Origin of the sequence: Butyricicoccus sp. AF35-5AC, assembly GCF_003477715.1 — a bacterium.
Classification (GTDB): domain Bacteria; phylum Bacillota; class Clostridia; order Oscillospirales; family Butyricicoccaceae; genus Agathobaculum; species Agathobaculum butyriciproducens.
Genome location: NZ_QUDX01000003.1, coordinates 209,111 through 231,953 on the forward strand (window position 1 = coordinate 209,111; position 22,843 = coordinate 231,953).

Annotated in this window: 27 protein-coding genes; 20 read left to right on the forward strand and 7 right to left on the reverse strand. The window is 47.6% G+C overall.

What is annotated here, in order from left to right; all coding sequences use genetic code 11:
• Window positions 1–774: 774 nt before the first annotated feature.
• Together DWZ82_RS06180 and DWZ82_RS06185 are read right to left on the reverse strand one after the other, a co-directional pair.
• Window positions 775–2,346: a hypothetical protein gene (locus DWZ82_RS06180; protein WP_117492392.1), complete on the reverse strand. Its 1,572-nt coding sequence runs from the start codon at window positions 2,344–2,346 to the stop codon at window positions 775–777.
• A 134-nt stretch (window positions 2,347–2,480) separates the two neighbouring features.
• Window positions 2,481–2,795: a DUF2584 family protein gene (locus DWZ82_RS06185; protein ID WP_117492390.1), complete on the reverse strand. Its 315-nt coding sequence runs from the start codon at window positions 2,793–2,795 to the stop codon at window positions 2,481–2,483.
• 285 nt (window positions 2,796–3,080) lie between these two features.
• Here DWZ82_RS06185 and DWZ82_RS15135 point away from each other — a divergent pair, with 285 nt between their 5' ends.
• The 16 genes from DWZ82_RS15135 to DWZ82_RS06260 all read left to right on the forward strand — a co-directional run bounded on the left by DWZ82_RS15135 (window position 3,081) and on the right by DWZ82_RS06260 (window position 17,665).
• A complete protein-coding gene (locus DWZ82_RS15135; RefSeq protein WP_158557260.1) occupies window positions 3,081–3,236 on the forward strand; it encodes a hypothetical protein in 156 nt (51 codons plus the stop codon).
• The gene (locus DWZ82_RS06190) at window positions 3,223–4,290 is read left to right on the forward strand and encodes a DNA cytosine methyltransferase (protein ID WP_117492388.1); all 1,068 of its coding nucleotides are present in this window, start codon (window positions 3,223–3,225) and stop codon (window positions 4,288–4,290) included. Before DWZ82_RS15135 ends, DWZ82_RS06190 begins: the two co-directional genes overlap by 14 nt.
• 28 nt (window positions 4,291–4,318) lie before the next feature.
• The gene (locus DWZ82_RS06195; protein WP_117492386.1) at window positions 4,319–4,642 is read left to right on the forward strand and encodes a YdcP family protein; all 324 of its coding nucleotides are present in this window, start codon (window positions 4,319–4,321) and stop codon (window positions 4,640–4,642) included.
• A 23-nt stretch (window positions 4,643–4,665) separates the two neighbouring features.
• Complete coding sequence (locus tag DWZ82_RS06200) at window positions 4,666–5,073, forward strand: YdcP family protein (protein WP_117492384.1); 408 nt, start codon at window positions 4,666–4,668, stop codon at window positions 5,071–5,073.
• Between the two features lie 5 nt (window positions 5,074–5,078).
• Entirely contained in the window at window positions 5,079–6,479 is a 1,401-nt protein-coding gene (locus DWZ82_RS06205; RefSeq protein ID WP_117492382.1) for an FtsK/SpoIIIE domain-containing protein, read from the forward strand.
• Window positions 6,476–6,898 carry a hypothetical protein gene (locus DWZ82_RS06210; RefSeq protein WP_117492380.1) on the forward strand — a complete coding sequence of 141 codons (423 nt, stop codon included), beginning with the start codon at window positions 6,476–6,478 and terminating at the stop codon, window positions 6,896–6,898. The genes DWZ82_RS06205 and DWZ82_RS06210 overlap by 4 nt, the downstream gene beginning before the upstream one ends.
• A 256-nt stretch (window positions 6,899–7,154) precedes the next feature.
• Entirely contained in the window at window positions 7,155–8,345 is a 1,191-nt protein-coding gene (locus DWZ82_RS06215) for an XRE family transcriptional regulator (RefSeq protein ID WP_117492378.1), read from the forward strand.
• A 48-nt stretch (window positions 8,346–8,393) separates the two neighbouring features.
• Window positions 8,394–8,615, forward strand: coding sequence for a hypothetical protein (locus DWZ82_RS06220; protein WP_110436175.1), 222 nt, complete (start codon window positions 8,394–8,396; stop codon window positions 8,613–8,615).
• Between the two features lie 43 nt (window positions 8,616–8,658).
• Window positions 8,659–8,832: a helix-turn-helix domain-containing protein gene (locus DWZ82_RS16015; RefSeq protein WP_382737162.1), complete on the forward strand. Its 174-nt coding sequence runs from the start codon at window positions 8,659–8,661 to the stop codon at window positions 8,830–8,832.
• Window positions 8,833–8,902: 70 nt separating this feature from the next.
• A complete protein-coding gene (locus tag DWZ82_RS06230) occupies window positions 8,903–9,397 on the forward strand; it encodes an antirestriction protein ArdA (RefSeq protein WP_442861144.1) in 495 nt (164 codons plus the stop codon).
• Window positions 9,398–9,572: 175 nt separating this feature from the next.
• Window positions 9,573–10,478, forward strand: a complete 906-nt coding sequence (locus DWZ82_RS06235) for a radical SAM protein (protein ID WP_117492376.1) — start codon at window positions 9,573–9,575, stop codon at window positions 10,476–10,478.
• A 16-nt stretch (window positions 10,479–10,494) separates the two neighbouring features.
• A complete protein-coding gene (locus DWZ82_RS06240) occupies window positions 10,495–10,890 on the forward strand; it encodes a conjugal transfer protein (RefSeq protein WP_117492374.1) in 396 nt (131 codons plus the stop codon).
• Window positions 10,874–13,321 (forward strand): ATP-binding protein, encoded by a 2,448-nt coding sequence (locus DWZ82_RS06245; RefSeq protein ID WP_117492372.1) that lies wholly within the window; start codon window positions 10,874–10,876, stop codon window positions 13,319–13,321. The genes DWZ82_RS06240 and DWZ82_RS06245 overlap by 17 nt, the downstream gene beginning before the upstream one ends.
• A gap of 53 nt (window positions 13,322–13,374) precedes the next feature.
• Window positions 13,375–15,741 (forward strand): CD3337/EF1877 family mobilome membrane protein, encoded by a 2,367-nt coding sequence (locus tag DWZ82_RS16020; protein ID WP_181969001.1) that lies wholly within the window; start codon window positions 13,375–13,377, stop codon window positions 15,739–15,741.
• Entirely contained in the window at window positions 15,738–16,739 is a 1,002-nt protein-coding gene (locus DWZ82_RS06255; RefSeq protein WP_117492370.1) for a bifunctional lytic transglycosylase/C40 family peptidase, read from the forward strand. The genes DWZ82_RS16020 and DWZ82_RS06255 overlap by 4 nt, the downstream gene beginning before the upstream one ends.
• A gap of 23 nt (window positions 16,740–16,762) precedes the next feature.
• Window positions 16,763–17,665 carry a conjugal transfer protein gene (locus DWZ82_RS06260; RefSeq protein WP_117492395.1) on the forward strand — a complete coding sequence of 301 codons (903 nt, stop codon included), beginning with the start codon at window positions 16,763–16,765 and terminating at the stop codon, window positions 17,663–17,665.
• 45 nt (window positions 17,666–17,710) lie between these two features.
• Here DWZ82_RS06260 and DWZ82_RS06265 read toward each other — a convergent pair whose 3' ends face one another.
• Genes DWZ82_RS06265 through DWZ82_RS06275 form a run of 3 tightly spaced genes read right to left on the reverse strand, consistent with a single transcriptional unit; the run spans window position 17,711 to window position 18,932 of the window.
• A complete protein-coding gene (locus tag DWZ82_RS06265) occupies window positions 17,711–18,151 on the reverse strand; it encodes a hypothetical protein (RefSeq protein WP_110436182.1) in 441 nt (146 codons plus the stop codon).
• Between the two features lie 11 nt (window positions 18,152–18,162).
• Window positions 18,163–18,558 (reverse strand): hypothetical protein, encoded by a 396-nt coding sequence (locus tag DWZ82_RS06270; protein WP_110436183.1) that lies wholly within the window; start codon window positions 18,556–18,558, stop codon window positions 18,163–18,165.
• On the reverse strand, window positions 18,555–18,932 hold the full coding sequence (locus tag DWZ82_RS06275) for a PadR family transcriptional regulator (RefSeq protein ID WP_158574423.1): 378 nt from the start codon (window positions 18,930–18,932) through the stop codon (window positions 18,555–18,557). Before DWZ82_RS06275 ends, DWZ82_RS06270 begins: the two co-directional genes overlap by 4 nt.
• A gap of 198 nt (window positions 18,933–19,130) precedes the next feature.
• Here DWZ82_RS06275 and DWZ82_RS14965 point away from each other — a divergent pair, with 198 nt between their 5' ends.
• The 4 genes from DWZ82_RS14965 to DWZ82_RS06290 all read left to right on the forward strand — a co-directional run bounded on the left by DWZ82_RS14965 (window position 19,131) and on the right by DWZ82_RS06290 (window position 21,807).
• The gene (locus DWZ82_RS14965) at window positions 19,131–19,556 is read left to right on the forward strand and encodes a hypothetical protein (protein WP_147323851.1); all 426 of its coding nucleotides are present in this window, start codon (window positions 19,131–19,133) and stop codon (window positions 19,554–19,556) included.
• 109 nt (window positions 19,557–19,665) lie between these two features.
• The gene (locus DWZ82_RS06280) at window positions 19,666–20,490 is read left to right on the forward strand and encodes a hypothetical protein (RefSeq protein WP_110436185.1); all 825 of its coding nucleotides are present in this window, start codon (window positions 19,666–19,668) and stop codon (window positions 20,488–20,490) included.
• Complete coding sequence (locus tag DWZ82_RS06285) at window positions 20,487–21,149, forward strand: hypothetical protein (RefSeq protein WP_118479575.1); 663 nt, start codon at window positions 20,487–20,489, stop codon at window positions 21,147–21,149. The genes DWZ82_RS06280 and DWZ82_RS06285 overlap by 4 nt, the downstream gene beginning before the upstream one ends.
• A gap of 28 nt (window positions 21,150–21,177) precedes the next feature.
• The gene (locus DWZ82_RS06290; protein WP_117555250.1) at window positions 21,178–21,807 is read left to right on the forward strand and encodes an ABC transporter ATP-binding protein; all 630 of its coding nucleotides are present in this window, start codon (window positions 21,178–21,180) and stop codon (window positions 21,805–21,807) included.
• A 30-nt stretch (window positions 21,808–21,837) separates the two neighbouring features.
• Here DWZ82_RS06290 and DWZ82_RS16025 read toward each other — a convergent pair whose 3' ends face one another.
• A complete protein-coding gene (locus DWZ82_RS16025; protein WP_110437197.1) occupies window positions 21,838–22,272 on the reverse strand; it encodes an ImmA/IrrE family metallo-endopeptidase in 435 nt (144 codons plus the stop codon).
• 41 nt (window positions 22,273–22,313) lie between these two features.
• A complete protein-coding gene (locus DWZ82_RS06300; protein WP_118479577.1) occupies window positions 22,314–22,739 on the reverse strand; it encodes a helix-turn-helix domain-containing protein in 426 nt (141 codons plus the stop codon).
• Window positions 22,740–22,843: the final 104 nt, after the last annotated feature.

Here is a 22,843-nt window from a genome sequence, read left to right on the forward strand (position 1 = left end):
GCCCCTACGGAGTATGTGTCAAGGAATTGAAATTGTGCAGAAGGTAAAAAGGACGCGCAATGCGCGCCCCTACAGGCACGTGCCGATAAATTAAAATTGTGCAAAAGGTTTGCAAGGCGGCATGGGGTCATGCCGCCCCATGGTAGTAGTATTCATCAATAAGCAGAAGTTTTACCCGCAGGTGATGGATAACCTGCACCGGAAAACGTGTTGCGCGGCACGGGTATGCCGCGCCTGCGTAGAGTAAACCATATGTGTAGCAGTAATATAGCCGACAATGCGGAAAGGTGTTATACCACGAAGTAGAAAAAATCCTCTGTCGTTCCTCCTTTTCTACGCTTACGCAGTCTACCATCTGCACCCAAGCCCTCTAAGGGAAAAGGGGTAATTCACAAGAGGGTGGAAAACCGCAGTTTTTCAAAAGCAGTTTCCCTTCAATTATACGAAAAGTTCAAAGGTAGAACAAAAGTATAGCATTTCCCCTTTAAAATGCTTACAGTCTGTAATTTTGAAATCAGAAGTTTCAATAATGCAGTGTAAAGGATCTACGAAAAGCACCGTTTCAGGCCGTTTCAAAATTATAGTAGCCGAAATCTCTGGTGTCATTTGTGGTGTCAAAATCCAGGTGGCAGCAGCAGCTAACATGAAATGACACTATTTTAACGAAATTGATGTCATTTTTTAGATGATCTCGTCCGTATATCTAAGATGGGGATGGGCGAGTTTGCATTAAAATAAAGATTTAAGGCTCTAGTCTCCCTGTGTAAAAATTGATTAAATTTCCAAAATATGCAAAAACTGTTTGATAAAATCCACTGCATCTTTTAACAAGGGCCACAGCTTTGGTGCGTTGACGGATATCGAGCAAATTTGTGAAACCTTTGATAGCATATCAGAGAATCGTGATTTTTTCTTGTCCGTTTTACTTTCATGTGCCAATTCTCTTAAATCGACTTCTACTTTAGATAGTAGTTCCAGAACCTCTTTTTCCTTAACTACGTTGCTACGTTTTGCCGAATTAAATCCATATTGCACTTTTTCAAAAAGCGCCTCTAACTCATCGTTTTCGCCTTCAAAATATCCATCAAATTCACCGGCAACGACTTTTTCTTTTATTTGATTTACATCTTGCTGAATAGACTGCGGATTTAATGTCGAATCGGATTCTGTATAAAATAAAATATTATTTTGGTTTGCCATTGATATTCCTTCATTATTTTGAATATTTCCAACATTCCCGTTGATAACTATTCCCATATTAGATTCCTCCGTGATTATCCCTTCACGATACCATAATAATCTTCTCAATTCATCACAAGTTGTTGAATCGCTATAATCTTTCAATATTTTGGTGATTTCCCCGCTTTCTTTTTCATGATCAATTAGAATTTGAATAAATAGTATCACCAAGGGTAACTGTTTATCATCGTTCTCATCTAATTCTAAAAATGCACTTGCTATTGGATATAACATTTCCCCTAATGGATAATGTGCACTACAAATGCCTCTTAATATACCCATTTGCACAACTTGAGGGTAAATCAGAAAGTCTTCAAGAATATTTATAATATGATCCACATTTTCTTGAATATAATTTTCATCTTTAAATAATCCTGTATAGTACCATGCTAGACTTTTAGATGGTAATTTTTTTGCATCATATGGATTGATTTCAATTACTTTTACATTGACTTTTTCTAAAGTAGAAAAGGCCCATAAAGCATATCTTTGAATGCTGGTATCTTGCAACAAAGAATTCATCACGTTAGCGTTGATCAAATTCGAATAATCTCTCTTTTTTTGTCGATTATAATTACAGCCAAAAACTTTGGTTAACCACATTTTAGACAGAAAATCTTCCCCATCAACAATATGATTGATTTCTTGAGCGTTAAGCATATTTGAATTTGAAGAAAACAAGGTAGAGCATAAAGTATATGTTTGCTGTGATATTTTTGTATCTGGACATTTTTTATATAACTCGTGAAGCATATCCGAGTTATAAGATCTTGACACAATCGCCAATATCCAACTAATATTTTCTGCATCTTTTTCGAATCCAGATTTCAAGTTATGAATGCAACGATTTACCAATGCACGATTTTGTTTGTAAACAATGAGGTGATATGCCCATTTCCTGATTTTATAATCATCGTTCTGAACAACATCATATAGTACTGCACATAAATCTTTTGAACAGACATTATTCATACGTTGACCATATTCTAACTTAGTAATAAGATTCTGTAATGCAATTTTTATCAGTTGATTGTTGTTAGATACCAGATTTTTTCGTATTGAATCATATTCGGCCTTAGTGATATAAAATCCTCGCATTCCTAGCATAATGACCTCCATCATCATATCTAAAAATACGACACCCCGATCTTCAATTTTATGGAATTTATATCATAGCTCAATGATATACCATAAAAACTTAGATTAGGGTGCCACAGATATAATAATTATGGTGATATGAATCAAGGATTTATTTCTTTCTCACGTTTTTTGAAATCTAAATATCTTTCATAGTAATGAGTGGCTACTGCACTCTTCATATCAAAAGACTCAGTTTTATTGAAATAAATCCTTGTTTCTTTTTCATTAATAACAGTTTTTAAAACTTTTATCATGCCGATGCAACCCTGTTCTTTAACGATTAATGGAATTTGGAAACCTATTGGATAAATGCGTTTTTCACTCTTTATTGTATAGAATAGGTTTTCTTGCTCTTCAAGTATTTTATTTTCATTAGCGACAACCATAAACCAATTAAACTCAATAATCATACCCATGTAGCAAATCTCCTTTGAAATATCTTTTGATGTTAGAAATTATGTTAAAATTCTGTATTCTGCTTTTTCTAATAAAAGGATATCTTAGATTGCCTTTTTTGTCAAGGTGAATCATGTGTGACAAAAATATTATGTAGAAAGAATAAGTTTATGAACAACCGAACAATCCACCGAACCGCCCTGTCCGGGCGGTTATTTTTATGCCCTGAGATCGTCACTCACCATGCCCGCCCGCCGCCGGGATCTGTGCAGGCCATCAACCAACCATCAAAAGGAGGACAGCTTATGTACTATCACACCTGCCCCTACTGCGGGGCGAATTTGGACCCGGACGAACGCTGTGACTGCTTCTCCCGCATCCGTGGGAAATCCCCAAAGTGGAACAGCATGGACGGCGTGCGGGCGCGGGGGCGCAAGAGGTCCGGCCGTGTCCGCACTTAAACTCGGCAGTCTCTTTGACGGCATCGGCGTGTTCCCTCTCGCCGCGTCCCGCTGTGGCATTGTCCCCGTGTGGGCCAGCGAGATCGCCAGAGCGCCGGTATCCATCACCAAGCGGCATTTCCCTGAAATGCTGCATCTGGGCGATATTACGCAGATAGACGGCGGCAAAATACCGCCCGTGGATGTGGTCACGTTCGGCTCGCCGTGCCAAAATCTGTCGCAGATCGGCAACCGTACCGGTCTGGCAGGCAGTAAATCCGGCCTGTTCTATCAGGCCATGCGTATTATTGAGGAAATGAGGAATGCAACAGATAACCGGTATCCAGCTTTCGCTGTCTGGGAGAACGTCGCGGGAGCTTTTGTGTCAAATGACCGGCTGGATTTTGCAGCCGTGCTCCACGCATTCACAGGTACCGAGATTCCAATGCCTGATAGTGGTATCTGGGCGCACGCCGGAATGGTGCGAGGGGGACGGGCTGATACCGCTTGGCGGCTCATGGACGCCCAGTATTGGGGAGAACCCGCTCTTTCGCAGCGTAGGCGGCGGGTGTTCGTCGTGGCGGATTTTGCAGGAGAACGTGCCGCAGAAGTATTATTTAAGCCCCGCAGTATGCTCCCGTATCCTGCGCCTTGCGGCGAAAGCAGGCTGCCCGCCGCCCGCGGAGATCGAATACCTGCTGCTCAAGCAGGGCGGCAGGTACCCGTCGTGCGTCCCTTCCAGCTCCGGCGGATGCGGTCAATGGCAAAGCAGGGCGATCAAAAAGGTTTCCGCACGTGTTTCGGCAGAAACGGCGAACCCTTCCCAACTTTGCTTGCCAGTGTAGGTCAGCCCTTCGCATTCTGGTATGAGGGAAAAGAGCAGGACGGTTTTATCCGTGACCTTACGCCCTTGGAATGTGAACGGCTCATGGGCCTGCCCGAGGGCTGGACGGCATACGGCTGCAAGGATGAACCCATCAGCAACCATGCCCGCTGCTTTGCGCTCGGCAACGCGATCGCCCTGCCCTGCGCGGAGTATATCATGGCGGGTATCGCAGAAGTAATGACAGAATAAACCATAACAGCAGTTTGGAGGTAACATTATGAATTTACTGTTTGTAGTCCCGGACAAGGAAAAAGACCTTGGCAATCTGGAATTTGGCGGGCCGGAACAGGCCAGCCGTGAAGATAAAAAGCGTGTCGGGCGGCAGGAAGTTGTTGTCCAGCGGCGGTACAAGCTGTTTTCGGATGTACAGCGTGCGGACGATATCGAAGTCGTGATCCCGGCGCAGGCGGGCGAAAAACATTTTGACTATATGGAGCCGGTGCAGCTTGTCAACCCGTGGGTGACGGCGGAAGGTTACGCGATCAACGGGAATGGTTATATAGATTTTATTATCCACGCGGATGATATCATCAAGGCGTAAGGAAGAAAGGACGGGTATTGTTTATGGCAAGATTCGGAAATGGATTTACAGGGAGACATGTCCCTACGCTGGGTGAGCTGCGCTTTTCTTCCATGCGCCGTGAGGTCTATGTGCAGAATGAGGACGGTACGCGGTCGGATGTGGTAAAAGAACGTACCTACGATCTGAAAAGCAAAACGCAGGGCCGCATGATCCAGGTGAGTATCCCGGCCAGCGTCCCGGTCCGGGACTATCCGTATAATGCGGTGGTAGACCTCGTGGGCGCGAAATTCGGCGCTGTGGCGCACGCGACGTTCGGCGACAACGCAGATGTAGACTGGTATATCAAGGCGGAGGATATCGTATTGGTCAAGCCCGAACCGGCTTCTGCGCCGAACAGCGGGCAGCCCGCCCAGCCGCGCAAGGACAACCCGCCGGAGAAGAAAGCGTAAGTGATATGAAGCTTTTCCGGTATCGCGGCAAGCGTATCCGTCCGGCAGATAGGGATTTGGTGTTCCGGTCTGCCTGTTGTGTGGTGCTTCCGGTGTTCCTTGCGGCTTTCGCTTTACTCAACTTGAAAACCATCCTGCAAACAGACTGGCGCAGGCTGTTCATGCTGGGCGTCGGCGGCTTTGGTTGGCATATGCCGTATCTGCTGCTCAGTAGTATTGTGTCGGCGGCGGTTGCTGGGACAGTGCTTGTCCTGCTGTACCGTCTATTCCCGGATGTCGTGCGGCAGCTCATGCACCGTCAAAAGCTGGCGCGCATGGTGCTCGAAAATCAGTGGTACGAGCAGGCCGAACGGACAAAGCAGGACGGCTTTTTCAAGGATTTACCCAGTCCGGATACAAAAACGAAGATAGCCCGTTTTCCACGGATGTATTACCGCATGGAAAACGGGCTTTTGCATTTTCAAGTGGAAATCACGATGGGGAAATATCAGGAACCGCTGCTTCATCTGGAAACCAAGCTGGAAAGCGGCCTGTACTGCGAGCTGGTCAGCCGCGAGCTGCGGGACGGGTATGTGGAATATACCCTGCTTTATGACATGGTGGCAAACCGTATCCCGATTGCCGAAGCGAAAGCCGAGGGCGGGCGTCTACGGCTGATGAAGAACGTCTGGTGGGAGTATGACACGCTCCCGCACATGCTGATCGCAGGCGGTACGGGCGGCGGCAAGACGTATTTCATCCTGACGATCATCCAGGCGCTTTTACAGACCGATGCTGTGCTGCATATTTTAGACCCGAAAAATGCTGATCTGGCAGACCTGTCTACTGTGATGCCGGAGGTGTATTACCGCAAGGAGGATATTGCTGCCGGTGTCAGCCGGTTTTGCGACAGGATGATGCAGCGAAGCGAAAGCATGAAATCCATGCAGGGCTATAAGACCGGCGAGAACTACGCCTATCTCAGCTTGGAACCGCACTTTTTGATATTCGACGAATACGTCGCGTTCATGGAAATGCTGAACACGCGCGAACGTGAGGACGTATTAAACAAGCTCAAGCAGATTGTCATGCTGGGACGGCAGGTGGGATTCTTCCTGATCCTCGCCTGCCAGCGCCCGGATGCAAAGTATCTCGGTGACGGTATCCGTGACCAGTTTAACTTCCGTGTCGCGCTGGGGCGTATGTCCGAGCTGGGATACAGCATGATGTTCGGTGAAGTGAAGAAAGAGTTTTTCTTCAAGAACGTCAAGGGGTGCGGCTATGCAGATACCGGTAAGGGTGTCATTACCGAGTTTTATACGCCGGTCGTACCCAAAGGGTATGACTTCCTAAGGGAGATCGGCACACTGGCGGCTGGACTAAAGCAAGTGTGTTCAGATAGGGATATAATGGAGGATTTGCAGTGAATGACAAAGTAGAACGCTTCGTTACAACAAAGGATAGGGACGAAAATATTACGGGAATGGTGCTGTTTCCATACAATGAGGACAAGATAGCAACATGGTTTCATGTAAACGAGCTGGATGAATTGCAGTTCGTAGGAGGTTCGGCATCTGATCTCACCGTACCGGAATTTAATCAGGTCATGCGGGAAGCAGACGGACGGATGCAGAAGGTCGAAAGCAGTATTGACGCTGCTGTGCGTTTCCTTGAAGCGAAGATGCGGGATAATCCGGAGCAGAAAAAAGTTTCCGAAATGGTCTGGCTGGGGTTTGAGGATGCGGCAGTGTGGGAGTTCTGTATGCAGGACAGTTACCGTCCAGCGGATGAGCATGTCGAACTTTCCTTTTCCGGCATACTCCTGCAAGTGACATACCATGTATAGCATTTCTGTCTGCACGCCCCGCCCTGCCGCGCGCGGTGTGCAGCGCGAAAGCCGCCAGCGCGGCAAGGGCGGATGGCGGGCGCGGCGAAGCCGCGCCCGCGTGCCTGAACCCCCTGTATCTAACAGGGGGGTACAAATCGCCAATGGCCAGCCGCTTTACAAAGTAGAAACCCTGATGCCGTCTGGATTTTGGGCTTTTAAGGGTTATGTCAAAAACGGGCGTCAATGTCACATGACGCAGAAAGGAGACCATCTCATGGAAAACAACGAATGGATTTGGCATTTCCGTGAAGAACGGGAACGCAACGGTATTTCGCGCAAGGCGGTTGCCGCTGTTGCAGGTATTTCGCGTGAATACCTGTGCCGTCTGGAAACCGGAAAGCTGCCGGTGACAGACAAGACAAGGAAAAGGCTCGCCGCGGCGCTCAAGACCCTGTACCCAGACCCGCTTAACCTGATGATCGACTATGTGCGGGTGCGCTTCCCTACGATGGACGCAAGGCATATTATTGAAGATGTGCTGCGGCTCAAAATGAACTATATGGCGCAGGAAGATCACGGGCTTTATTCCTATTCCAGTATGTATGTGCTGGGCGATATTGCGGTCATGACTTCACCGATGGAGGAAAAAGGTGTGCTGCTTGAGCTTAAAGGCAAGGGCTGCCGCCAATTTGAAGCCTATCTGGATGGACAGAAAAGAAGCTGGATTGAATTGTTCCGGATGTTTCTCGATGAAAAAGCGGTTTTCAAGCGGATAGACCTTGCAATCAATGATCGGGCGGGGATTTTGGATATCCCCTATCTGTGTGATAAATGCGACCGCGGGGAATGTATCTCGGTATTCCGCAGTTTCAAGGCGTACCGCACGGGCGGGCTTGCACATCTGCGGGAGGAAAACAAGGAAAGCATGGGTGCGACGCTGTATATCGGCTCGATGCAGTCTGACTTGTATTTCTGCATTTACGAAAAGGCATATGAACAGCTTGTGAAAAAAGGAATCCCCGTTGAAGATGCGGAAGTCAAAAACCGGTTTGAAATCCGGCTCAAAAACGACCGTGCTTTCTATGCGGTTTATGATCTGGTGTCTAACGAAAGCCCCGAAGATACTGCATTCGGCATCATCAACCGGTATGTCCGGTTCGTGGATAGGGATAGCCGTAAGCCGCCCGAAGATTGGCCGCTGAATCATATGTGGTCGGTGTTTATTGGGGAACATCGTGACCGGCTCAAACTGACGACTGACCCTGAGCCGTACAGCCTTGAAAAAACGCTGAACTGGCTGTCCCATCAGGTCGCGCCGTCGTGGAAGATGCTGCTGGAGTTAGACCGCAAATGCGGGACAAATATCATGGAAGAAATGCTTGCGGCAACCGAGCTGGCAGATAAGCACCGCAAGATCATTGAACAGCAGCTTCAGGAAATCGGGGATGTTGTAATTACAGAATAAAATGCAAGCAAAAGTTTAATTACAAGCGGAATGGAGGAATATTAGCCTATGAATTTCGGCGTCAACCTTTACAACTGGTTTCTTACGAACGCCCAGTCTCTTGTGCTTATGGCGATCGTGGTGATTGGTATTTATCTCGGCTTTAAGCGCGAGTTTTCCAAGCTCATTGGTTTTCTGGTCGTGTCGCTGATCGCGGTCGGCCTTGTATTCAATGCGGCAGGCGTGAAAGACGTTCTGCTCACGCTGTTCAATCAGATCATCGGCGCATAAGGAATGGGGTGTGGATGTGCGCTATCGTCAAAACCGTATCAAGATGCTGCGCAGGGCGCGTGGTATCACAGTAAAACGACTTGCGGTACTGGTAGGCGTATCACAGAGTATGCTTACAAACTATGAAAATGGAAGCAGTATACCGAGAGATCAGGAAGTATGGGACAGGCTCGCAGTGTATTTCGGTGTGTCTGTCCCTTATCTCATGGGCTTTTGAGTTTGATGTAACGGCTGGTTTCAATGTGAGACCGGCCGTTTTTATGCCTGCATGGTGGAGGTGAGAATGGATTATGGAAGAAATGCGGGTATATGTAGCGAACCTCGGCAAATACAACGAGGGCGAGCTTGTCGGCGACTGGTTTGAACCGCCCATAGACTATGACGAAATGGCGGAGCGCATCGGCCTGAACGAATTTTACGAGGAATACGCCATCCACGACTACGAGCTGCCCTTTGAGATAGACGAGTACACGCCTATTGAGGAAGTCAACCGCCTGTGTGAAATGGTGGAGGATTTGCCGGAGTATATCCAGGATAATTTACGTGAACTGCAAGGCTATTTCAGCAGTATTGAGGATTTGTGCGACCATCAGGACGACATTATCTATTACCCCGGCTGCGAAGATATGGCGGATGTAGCGCGTCAAATGGTGGAGGAAGGTTATATCTCCGTACCAGACCACCTGATATACTACTTTGACTATGAAGCGTATGGGCGCGACTTATCTATGGAGGGTACGTTTGTTGAAACGCGGAATGGTGTGTTTGAGATCGCAGTTTAACCGTTTTCTCTTTCGCCCGCCGCTGTGAGAATGGTGTGGGGGTGTGTCCGGCTGTGGGTAACTGCATGGCAGTTATCCATAACCGGGCGCAGGGGGCGAGGAAAGACGCAGGCGGCGTGGGGCCCCTTCCTCGCCCCCTTACCCATATATTTTTTGAAAACAGGAGTTAGAACAAATGAATCATACTAAAGATGCCCGCCGTATCGGCCTTGTCGATGTGGACGGGCACAACGGTTTCCCGAACCTTGCGTTGATGCGGATTTCTGCATGGCACAAGGCACTGGGTGATATGGTCGAGTGGTGGGACGGGATGCTGCCCTATGACCGCATCTATATGAGCAAGGTGTTTACCTTTTCACCGGATAACGATACGGTCATGCAGTCGGATGAGATCATCAGGGGCGGTACCGGGTACAGGGATTACGGCAGCCTGCCGGAGGAAATAGAAGCCATGCCGCCGGACTACTCGATTTACCCGCGTTACCCGTATGCTGTCGGTTTCCTTACGCGCGGCTGTATCCGTTCCTGCCCGTGGTGTATCGTCCCGCGCAAAGAGGGCGGCATCCGCCCTGCCGCGACATGGCAGGAGATCAAGCGTCCGGACAGCCGGACGATCATTTTTTTGGACAATAATGTGCTGGCGCACGAGCACGGTTTGCAACAGATAGAGGAAATGGGCCATGCGGATGTGAAAGTGGATTTCAACCAAGGGTTAGACACCCGGCTTATTACACCGGAGATCGCCGCAATGCTCGCTAAGCTGCATTGGGTGAAGTATGTGCGGCTGTCCTGTGATACGTCTGATATGCTGCCTGTGATCGCGCAGGCCGTCGCCTATCTGCGGGAAGCCGGTATCGGTACACACCGCCTGTGGTCGTATATGCTGGTGCAGGATGTAGAGGAAGCGTATCACCGCGCGCTTGTCTTGAAAGCATTAGGCATCCAGCCATTCGCACAGCCGTACCGGGACTATGACGGCGGGTGTGAGCCGACAGCAGAACAAAAGCGGTTTGCCCGCTGGGTAAACCGCAAAGAAATATTCTATACCTGCGGCTGGCATGAGTACCGCAGACGGAAATAGAAAGAGGTGCAATGATGTGAAGAAAATACGAAGTTACAGCAGTATCTGGTCTGTTGAGAAAGTCATATACGCGATCAATGATATGCGCCTGCCGTTCCCCATCACCTTTTCGCAAATGGCTTGGTTTGTCGCCTGCGAGTTTGCGGTGCTGGCGCTGGGCGGACTGCCGCCGCTCTCCATGATAGACGGTGCGCTGCTCAAGTATTTCGGTATCCCCGTCGGCGTCACATGGTTTATGAGCCAAAAAACGTGGGACGGCAAGAAGCCGTTCAGCTTTGTCAAGTCGTATACGGCCTACCTGCTGCGCCCTAAACAGACCTTTGCAGGCAAGGCAGTAAAATTCCGCAAGGAGAAAACAGGACAGCCCATTACGGCGGTTAGGAGCGTGATAATAGATGCAGTATCCGATTAAATATATCGAAAACAACCTTGTCTGGAACCATGACGGGGAATGCTTCGCATACTATGAGCTTATCCCATACAACTACTCGTTTTTAAGTGTGGAACAGAAAGAAGCGGTACACGATGCGTTCCGTCAGCTTATCGCCCAGAACAGGGACGGCAAGATACACGCCCTGCAGATCAGCACGGAATCCAGCATCCGTGCGGCGCAGGAGCGTTCCAAGGCGTATGCTTCCGGCAACCTGCGGGAAGCGGCGCTGCGCCGCATAGACGGACAGACGGAAGCCCTTGTCTCCATGATCGGGGAAAATCAGGTGGACTACCGGTTCTATATCGGCTTCAAGCTGCTGCTGAACGAGCAGGACAGCGGGAATATCGGCCGTCAGGCGGCAAATATCTTTTCCGGTTTCCTGCGGGATGTGAACCATACCCTGATGGGTGATTTCGCATCCATGCCGAATGATGAAATACTGCGCTATCAGAAGATGGAAAAGCTGCTGGAAAGCAAGATTTCGCGCCGGTTTAAGGTGCGGCGGTTGGATAAGGATGATTTCGGCTATCTGCTGGAACACCTGTACGGGAAAAGCGGCACCGCGTATGAGGACTATGAATTTCATTTGCCCAAAAAGAAATTAAAGGGTGAAACGCTTGTCAAGCGGTACGACCTGATCAAGCCCACGCGCTGCCTGATGGAAGAATACGGGCGGTACCTGCGCATATCGCATGATGACTGTGAGGCGTATACTGCTTATTTCACGATCTCGGATGTGGTCGGGGAGCTGGATTTCCCGTCGTCCGAGATTTTCTATTATCAGCAGCAGCAATTCACGTTCCCCGTCGATACCAGCATGAATGTTGAGATCATCACCAACAAGAAAGCCCTGTCCACTGTCCGCAATAAGAAAAAGGAATTAAAGGATTTGGACAACCATGCGTGGGAAAGCGGGGACGAGACCAGCACATCAATTGCGGAAGCACTGGACAGTGTGAATGAGCTGGAAACCGAACTGGGGCAAAGCAAGGAAGCCATGTACAAGCTGTCCTATGTGGTGCGCGTCACCGCGCCGGACGAGGAAGAACTCAAGCGGCGGTGCAATGCGGTACGGGATTTCTACGACGATATGAACGTCAAGCTGGTGCGCCCGGTGGGTGATATGATCGGCCTGCACCATGAGTTTATCCCGGCAAGTAAGCGGTATATGAACGACTATATCCAGTATGTTACGAGTGATTTCCTTGCGGGTCTCGGTTTCGGCGCGGCGCAGATGCTCGGGGAAAAGGACGGTATCTATCTTGCCTATGGCGTGGACACCGGCCGGAATGTGTATTTGCAGCCCGCGTTGGCCAGCCAGGGCGTGAAAGGCTCGGTCACAAACGCGCTGTCTGCGGCGTTCCTCGGCTCGCTCGGCGGCGGCAAGAGCTTTGCCAATAACCTGCTGGTGTATTACGCGGTGCTGTACGGCGCGCGGGCGCTGATCGTAGACCCGAAAGCGGAGCGCGGGAACTGGAAGCGTGATTTCCCTGAGATCGCGGACGAGATCAATATTGTCAACCTGACCTCGGACGAGCGCAACCGTGGGATGCTGGACCCCTATGTCATCATGCGCCGCCCCAAGGACGCGGAAAGTCTTGCGATAGATATTCTCACGTTTTTAACCGGCATTTCCTCGCGGGATGGCAACCACTTCCCCATCCTGCGGCGGGCGGTGCGCACGGTCACGAACAGCAAACGGCGCGGCCTGTTCTGTGTCATTGAGGAATTACGCAAAGAGGGTTCACCGCTTGCGGTGAGTATCGCAGACCATATTGAGAGCTTCACGGACTACGACTTTGCGCACCTGCTGTTTTCGGATGGGAACATCAAAAAGTCCATCAGCCTTGAAAAGCAGCTCAATATCATACAGGTGGCCGATCTGGTGCTGCCGGACAAGGGTACTTCGTTTGAGGAATTTACGACGATGGAGCTTTTGTCTGTCGCCATGCTCATTGTTATCAGCACCTTTGCGCTGGATTTCATCCATACGGACAGGAGCGTGTTCAAGATCGTGGATTTGGATGAAGCATGGTCGTTCCTGAACGTGGCGCAGGGCAAGACGCTGGCAAACAAGCTGGTACGTGCAGGCCGCGCCATGAATGCAGCGGTGTATTTCGTCACGCAGAACGCGGCAGACCTCGCGGACGAAAGTCTGAAAAACAATATCGGTCTGAAATTCGCGTTCCGCAGTACGGACATTGTGGAGATCAAAAAGACGCTGGAATTTTTCGGCCTTGACCCTGAGGACGAGGGTAACCAGAAGCGGCTGCGGAACCTCGAAAACGGACAATGTCTGATGCAGGACTTATACGGGCATGTGGGCGTCGTGCAGTTCCATCCGGTGTTTGCGGATTTCCTGCATGGGTTTGACACAAAGCCGCCGATGAAAGCCGGGGTGGCAGTATGACGTACGGGAGATATAATTTCAGACAGATAAAGCGTACAGCGGTTGCCTTGCTGATGATAACGGCAATCGCTGTTTTGCTGTTTACTGCTTTTTGCCCGTCTGCGGGCGCGGTGGGGCTGGTGGATGATAGTGTGGATGCGGCGCACGAGTACAGCCGCTACCCGCTGGAAAATTACCAGCTTGACTTCTACGTTGACAACGGGTGGGATTGGCTGCCGTGGAACTGGATAGACGGCATCGGCAAGCAGGTCATGTACGGCCTGTACTGCATCACCAACTTTATCTGGACGATCAACCTGTATCTTTCCAACGCATCCGGCTATCTGGTGCAGGAAGCATACGGGCTGGATTTTATTTCAGATGCGGCGGACGAGATCGGCCGGAACATTCAGTCTATCGCAGGCATTTCGCCCAGCGGACTTTCTTCGGATGGGTTTTATGCGGGATTCCTCCTGCTGATTATCCTGATTGTTGGCGCGTATGTGGCTTATGTTGGTCTGATAAAAAGGGAAACCACAAAGGCCGTACGCGCGGTGATGAACATGGTGATGATCTTCGTGCTGTCCGGTGCGCTGATCGCCTATGCGCCGGACTGTGTGAAGCGCCTGAACGAGTTTTCCGAGGACGTCAGCACAGCGAGCCTTTCGGTTGGGACAAAGATCGTCCTGCCGGACGCGGAGAACAGCGGCGCGGACAGTGTGGATTTGATACGGGACAGCCTGTTTTCCATCCAGGTAAAGCAGCCGTGGCTGCTTCTGCAATTCGGCGATACGGACACGGACGCGGTAGGCGAAGAACGCATTGATAACATCCTATCCGCGAGCCCCAGTGAAAACAATGGCGAGGATCGGGAAAACGCAGTCAAGGCCGAGATCGAGGACAACGGGAATACAAACCTCACGGTTACGAAAACGGTGAACCGGCTCGGCACAGTGTTTTTCCTGTTCCTGTTTAATATCGGCATTTCGGTGTTCGTGTTCCTGCTTACCGGCATGATGATCTTCTCGCAGGTGCTTTTCATCATCTATGCGATGTTCCTGCCGGTGTCGTTTGTGCTCAGCATGGCGCCGACGTTCGAGGGCAGCAGCAGGCGCGCGGTAATCAAGCTGTTCAATACGATCCTGGCGCGGGCGGGTATTACGCTTGTCATCACGGTGGCTTTCAGCATTTCCACGATGCTGTACCGCATTGCAAGCGGCTATCCGTTTTTTATCATTGCGTTTTTGCAGGTGGTCGTGTTCGCGGGGATCTATTTCAAGCTGGGCGACCTGCTCAGCATATTCTCCCTCCATGACGACGGTGCCCGCGGCATGGGCAGGTATATCATGCACCGCCCGCGGATGTTCCTGCACCATCAGCTTCACAGGCTCAACCGTACCATGCGCGCGGCGACGGCCAGCAGACCGAATGATGGCGGCAGTGCGCAGAACAGCCGTTCCAGCAGCGCATCAGGGGGAGCATACCGGTACCGCAGTAACCGGCCGAACGGTGGAAGCAGCGGGGCATCACAGCCGGGTGCTGTACACAGTTTACCGGAAACATCTGCAAAGGAGATTACGTCTGGTGGGGTATCCCATACAGAGGGCTATGCGGATAAAGCCGTTTCGGCTGATGCAGAGAACCGCAGACCGGATGCCCCTGCGGTTTATCTGCTTGGCGCAGCGCGGCAAGTATCCGGACAGTCCGAAACGGATATGCCGCGGCAGGCAGCAGATTCGGATAGTGCAGCGCCGGACAGTGCGCACAGGGCGACAGAAAGCAATGCGCGCCCGATGGCAGTCCCGGTTTCTCACAACTATGATATTTCGGATAGGAAAAATATGAAACAGGCGGAGCAGTCGTCCATACACGCAAGGCCGGCCGTAGCAGCTCCAGCGGCAAAGCCGGTGCAGGAGGAAGGGCAGCGGACAGCGGCAAAACAGCCTGCCCCGCCACAGCAGGAGCGCCCTGTCAGCCCGGTACACAGTACAGAGACACAGCCGCATGAGCGTCCGGCAGCGGTGGCAGCGCCGAAACTCGTATCATCTACAGGTAATGCGTCAAGCAATCCAGCGCCGCACAAGCGTCCGCTGGCAGCACAGCCGGTAAGTACAGTCCAACAGGCCGCGCCGCAGACAGAAGCGGCAAAGCAGCCCGTCCATGTCGGGATCCGGAGGACGGATGCAGTAAACCGTCCGGCTGTGCGGCAGGACGCAGAGGGCAAGCCTGTTATGCCTATGCAGGAAAACCATGCCGCGCGGGAACAGGACAAACCGGCGGTTTCGCGGCCTGCGGTGAAGGGTTCGGTTGTATCAAAGCGGGCTTCCGCAAAAGGGAAGGCGGGAAAGGCACAGCGGAAAAATGCTTCCTCTCCGAAAAACAGGGGGGATAGCAATACCAGCCGTACAGACAGCACGAAGGACGGGGGCGGCGGCAGATGAAACTGAAATATCTTGCGCTGCCCCTTGCAGGGCTGTTTGCCGCCTTTTTCTGCCTGCTCCTGTTGGTTGCCCTCCTGTTTGCATCAGACGAGGACGGCGGCAGGGGCGGCATTTACTATGGCGGCGCAAACCTGTCTGCCGAGGTGCTGGCGCACAGGCCGATGGTGGAGCGGTACGCGGCGCAGTACGGCATTTCCGAGTACGTCGATGTCCTGCTTGCGATCATGCAGGTGGAATCCGGCGGTACGCTGGAGGACGTGATGCAGTCGTCAGAATCTATGGGCCTGCCGCCAAATTCTCTGGATACAGAAAGCTCAATCCGGCAGGGCTGTGAGTATTTCTCGGAGCTGCTTGCCAAGGCGGACCGGCTCGGCTGCGATCTGGACAGCGTGATACAGGCGTACAACTACGGCGGCGGGTTTCTGGATTATGTAGCGTCGCACGGCGGCAAGTACAGCTTCGAACTGGCGCAGGCGTTTGCAGAGGAAAAGTCCGGCGGGGTGCGTGTTACCTACAAGAATGAAATATCCATCGCGGAAAACGGCGGCTGGCGCTACAACTACGGCAATATGTTCTATGTCCGGCTGGTATCGGAGTATTTGTATGCCGCACAGTTTGATAACGAGACCGTAAATGCGATCATGAATGAAGCACTGAAATACCAGGGCTGGGAATATGTCTACGGCGGTGCGTCCCCGACAACATCCTTTGACTGCTCCGGCCTGACGCAATGGTGTTATGGCGTGGCGGGTATCACGCTGCCGCGCACCGCACAGGCGCAGTATGACGTGACCCGGCACATCCCGTTCGGGGACGCCCAGCCCGGCGATCTGGTGTTCTTTCAGGGGACGTATAACTGCGGCGATTATATCACGCACGTTGGGATTTATGTGGGCGATAACCGGATGTACCACGCAGGAAACCCGATCGGGTTTGCAGATTTGACCAGCGCCTATTGGCAGGCGCATCTGGTCTGTGCCGGACGGGTAGGACAATGAATGACGAAAGGCAGGAAAATGATATGTTCCAGAATAGAAACAAAAGTCAGGAGAAACAGAAAAAACCGCGTGTCCTCAGCATTGGGACGCGGCGGCCGGTGGTGATCGCGCTGTGGGCGCTGCTTATCTGCGCGTTTGCTTTCGCGGTGTATAAGGATTTTACAGCGGTGGATACGCATACCGTCCATGAAACGACGGTAGTGCAGGAGGAAGTCACGGACACGAATGCAATAGAGAGCTTTGTGACCAATTTCGCCAAGGTGTATTACTCATGGGAACAGTCTGCGGCTTCAATAGAGCAGCGCACGGAAAATCTGAAATATTATCTCACGGACGAGCTGCTGACCCTGAACGTGGACACGGTGCGCAGTGATGTGCCGGTATCTTCTAAAGTGGAAGATGTGCAGATTTGGTCTGTGGAAGAAATTGGGGATAAAGTGTATAAAATTGTCTATTCTGTGTCGCAAAATGTCATAAACGGGGAGGAAAGCAGTGTTATAACGTCTGTTTATGAGGTTTCCGTGTATGTGGACGATGCGGGCGATATGGTCATCATCCAGAGCCCTACAATCACGGGCAAGCCCCAAAAGTCCGGCTACGTTCCTGAAACTGCCGAGCCGGACGGTACGGTATCCGCGGAAGAAACTACGGAGATCACAGAGTTTTTGACCACGTTTTTCACGCTGTACCCAACGGCGACGGAACAGGAGCTTTCTTATTATGTCAGCGGTGGTGCGCTGCCGGTGATTGGGAACGACAGCTATGTGTTTGCGGGGCTGGTGAATCCGGTCTTTACCAAGAACGGCGATGCTGTGACGGCGAATGTGGCGGTGCAGTATCTTGACCAGCGGACGGGTATGACGCAGGTGTCGCAGTTTACGTTGCATCTGCGGCAGGTTGAGGGGAATTGGAAAATCAGTTGTTAATATTAGAAAAACCATCCGTCCAATGGGCGGATGGTTTCCTTTTTATCAGTCATAGCTGATTTTACCGTTCTTATCACAGGTTATAGACATAGTGAGTTTTTTCCCGCCTGCATAATTGAAAGTGCAGTAGCCGGATACTTTGTTCCCCGACCGCGACGAATCGCCGGAATAACCATACGAGGAGGAAGCGGACCAGCTATCGGCCGTTGCCTTAGAAGTTACAGTATCATACTGAAATGTTCCATTCAAATAGAACGTGCCGATATAGGTGTTTCCATGATAAGCATCAGCTTTAGATGTTGCGGTTTTCTGATAAATGGCTCTGGTTGCTGCTTCGGGAACATACTCAGTTAGCGTTACTTTCAGGTAATAGCCGTCTCCACAATCAATAATTGTGGTGTTGGAAACATCAGCAGCAAAGGCTGGAATTGTAAAACATACAAGCATAAGAACTGCTAAAACTATGGAACAAATACGCTTTTTCAAAATGAAGCCTCCTAATTTTCTAACATTTCATCAGAAATAAGTTGCCCGTCGCTTTCTGTGTTAGAACGAGTAAAATAGAAATCTCCGCGTATAACTTGCTGTGCATGTATGTAATATGCAGCCAGCAATAGTAACAATACGATTAAAATGCCTATTACGAGAGTAATGACAAATCGATGCTTGCGCTTGCTAACAGCAATTTCAGTCTCGTCAACGCTTTCCAGCAGTTGTTCTGCAATCTGCTCAGGATTACCAACTTTTGCACATAGTTCGTTGTATGACAATTCCGAATAAGCCGATAATTCCTGTTTCAATCCGTTCAATAACTTGGAGCGTGTTGCTTTAGAACAGATTAGTTTGCGGGAAACTGCACGTACATATTGACGCACAATCTTATCCTCCATCATGCGTTGCCACCTCCGGTGTTTTGATGAATTTGCTGTATCGCTTTAGACATTTCAGCATAAACGGCCTCTATCTGTCGCAAATACGATATCCCATCGGAAGTGATTTCGTAATACTGGCGGACACGGTTATCGTCTGAAATCGCTTTTTGGCCTTCGCACACATACCCTTGAGATAACAGGCGTTGGATTACAGGATAGAGCAGAGAAATAGTATATCTGCCATCACTGCGTTTAGATATCTCTCGCATCATCTCATAGACATACATTGGTTGCTCAGATAGCAACAAAAGCACGAGCAAGGGATTCAATGCGCGTTTGAAGTAATCTGCAAAGGAGTGGCCAGTATCCTTGGTAGATTTGCTTTCCTTTTTCATGGCGCCACCAAACATGTTTGTTGAAATTATACTATCACATCATTTCAGTTTCGTCAATATTTAGTATTGCTTAATAATTTGCATTTATATATAATTGGATTATCAAATTACATCATATAAAACAGTTTTTTACAAAGGGGTGATAGAAGAATATACTTTAGGAAGATTTACTATCTAATCGAGAAAGAAGGGTGAAGTATGTATAGTAAATGTAAAAGAATGGTTGGTTTATTACTGATCTGTGTCCTTGCATTGGGAGTTTCAGCCGCTGCGTTTGAAACGCAGATAGAGCCTCGTGATAATTGGCATGATTATACCGGTGAGCTTCCGGCGGATACTGGTGATGTGGAAGTTTCAACAGTTAAAAAGGCATATACAAACAACTATTTTGCTGTGTCTTGCAAATCATCGCGATCCGGATTAGGTTCTGTAAATGTTTGGACTGAAACCGGTTGGGGGGTAAATGCTTCATCTCCCAATCACCCCATTACCGCAAATGGAATAATTAATAATGTGAATTATACTAACAAACCGTCTATTCAAACTGAAGTCACACTGAATATTGATAATAATAGCGTTACCTCTACCACTTATCCAATTGAGGGTAGGTGGTCTCCATACTAAGCGTATTGCTATTATGAATTTAAGTTAAACGTATTGTATAACATATTATATGAAGATACCTTGGGGAGTGCTTATATGGCGACTTCCCAAGGTTATTTATGAGGTTAATATGAGTTGCTTAAGAATAGATATCAAAAGGTTATATAATTCAATTACTGTAAGGATAGTTTTGGGTGTGCTGTTTTTTTTAGCAATTGTAGATCCCTTATATTCTCGTTTTTTAACGCTTGATTCTATGTTTGCTTCATACTATGGAATCAACGCTTACCAGTATTGGCTTTTCAACTTTCCCGGTGGCATTGGATTTAAAGTTTATCATGCACTGTTTTTACTTCTTCCTGTATTATCGACTGGTTTTATTCTATTTTATGATCAGAAAACCTCTTTCAAAATATATAACATTGTTAAACAAGGTAGAGCAATATATTTGACTTCCAAGGTTATATCTGTGTTTCTTGTTACAATGGTAAACTCAATTGTCTCTTTTTCTATAAATATTTTAATAACATTTTCCATATTTCCACAAAATTCGATCATGACAGATGTCTATCGGATGTTTATTCCTATTGAACATTCTGCAGCAAATTTTTTTTACGAAATTTCACCTGTTTTATCAGCAGTTTTTTTCGCATTTTTAAATTCCCTGGCACTGTCTGTATTGGCGGCTTTAACTGTTATTATACATATGATATTTAGATTTCCAAACATATATGTGGCTTTTTTCGTTCCCTCTATTTTATGCCTATTAATAACTTATGGAAGTGACTTTTTACTACCTAAACGTTTTGTCTTACGAAATTTTTTGCAGCCGTTGAATTCGTGTTACGAAGGAGCTGCGCAGCTTAAGGACATACTATTGGTTTTAAGTGGATATTTTATTCTCGAAATATTATTATTTACGATTGCTTATAGAAGAAATAGGGATATAATATGATTCTATTTAGTCACAAAAGTAAATATTTTATTTGGGTGGGATTCCTTTACGTTATATTCCCGTTATTATGTATTTCTTTTTTTGCTGATACGCAAGATTTGTGGTTCAAAAACATTTTCTCAGACAAAACATTTGTTATGCTTATTATGCCTGCATTTGTGCTTGGTGCTGTCATAATAGATTCTTCTATCAGTCCAGTTATTATGGTACGTACAAAAAATAAGTTACATTCATTTACTTTGTTGCGTGATCAGCAGTATTGGTTTGCAATAATTTATACCATTATTTGGATGCTTTCTATCATTTTCATTACTCAGATTATTTTCGGAAAAATTTATGCAATATCCTTTTGGGGGTTAATTAGAGAATTTGCAAGATGTATTTGTGGATTTATTATATTTATAAATATATCTTTAATTATAAAAGTAAAATGCAAGAAAAAATATATGGCAGCATCATATATTGTAGTCTATATTTTTTTTACTGCAGAAATTTTTTCGATTGTTCCACTATTAAATAAGTTTTTCCCAATTAATATATATTTGATTTTTAGCTGGTTATTTAGAGATACTATAATAAGTTATTTAGTTATCGCCGGCTGGATAAGTGTTACATATTATCTTGGAAGAAAATCGTCCAAAAATATGGATGTCCTTTAAATGATAATAGTGTTGGAAAGAGGATATTATGCTTATTAAATTACAAGATGCTACAAAAATACTTGATCACAGATTTGTAATTAATAATATAAATTTTGAGTTTAAAAGTGGAAATATTTATGGGATTGTTGGACAAAATGGTAGTGGAAAGACAATGCTTCTACGAGCTATAGCAGGGCTAATCTGTTTAAATCGTGGTACTATTACTGTAGATGGCAAAGTTTTGAATAAAGATATATCTTTCCCGCCTGATATAGGAATCATTATTGAAAAGCCTGAACTATTACCATATCTTAGCGGGTTAGAGAATTTAAAATTACTTGCAGAGATAAGAAACATAATATCTTATGATGATATTAAGCATTATATGGATAAATTCGGATTAAATTTCAACTCCAAGCAGATTGTAAAAAAATATTCTTTGGGAATGAAACAAAAATTAGGAATTATTCAAGCAATTATGGAGGATCCTTCCTTACTTCTTCTTGACGAACCATTCAATGCGCTTGATGCAGAGTCGGTAGATATTTTGCGAAGTATATTACTTCAATACAAAGAACAGGGAAAATTAATCATTTTAACTTCCCATCATCAAGAAGATATAATGTCAGTCTGTAATCAAGTTATCCATTTACAGGATGGATGCATATTAAACTGATAGCAAAAATATCATAAAGATAATGCCGCTTCAAGATGAGGCGGCATCATTTCTGTTATAAGTGGTTATAATGTATTCTACTAATTCCGGCGTTAGTCCGCATATATCGGCTATTTGATAAAGAGTATAGCCGCATTGAGCATAGTCCTGAATCTCAGTTGCTGGATGCAACAGCAGCGCCATAAAACGGTTCGCTTCTGTTTCCAGCTTGTTTACAGAATAGAGCGTGTTTGCTCTCAGAAATGGTGTATTGCTTTTCGGGTGTAAGATTGCATGTCCTAATTCGTGCGCGCATACTTGCCGCTGTCGCTCTTTTGAAAGGTCTTGATTGATATGTATGAACTTGATTCTGTGTGTGCGGCTGTAATATCCTCTGATACTTCCAAGGGGTTCGTGGAGAACTCGAATACCGAGTTTTGCAGCGATTGTGAACGGGTCTCTGGTATCACATTTTCGGCATAACATATCGACCTTATGCTTTATTGACAATATGCAGCACCTCTATTTCATTTCCGGTACTTTTTTATTTTAAACTTTTGCTTGGCAATCCGTTTGGAAATTTCAAGCTGGTTTTGCAGGCTAATGCGCAGGAGTTCCCGCGTTTCATCGTCGATTGGCTCACCATCAAACATCAGGCTTGCTTCGGCGTCGCCAAGATCACCTAAAATCATATCCAGTCTTTTTGCTATGTCACGCTCGTCCCGCCTTGTCAGGACGGGCGTTTCTTTTTGCTCCATGTTAAGTAAAAATTCAATCGGCACATTTAGGTAATCGGCAATTTTTGAAAGGTTTTTAGTAGAAAGGTTTTTCTTTCGTCCCACTTTGAGATCGGACAGCGATGCACGGCTTATTTTACATTGCCTGCATAGCTCTGTAACTGTAATTCCTTTTTCCGCGCACAATGCAGCTATTTTGTTGTACAACTCTGACATAAAATCACCCGTCCATTTGTAGTATATGCCAAAATTACGTAAAAACGAAATTTTACACGTTGACACTTACGCGACAGAATAATATAATTCACTCATAGATTTCG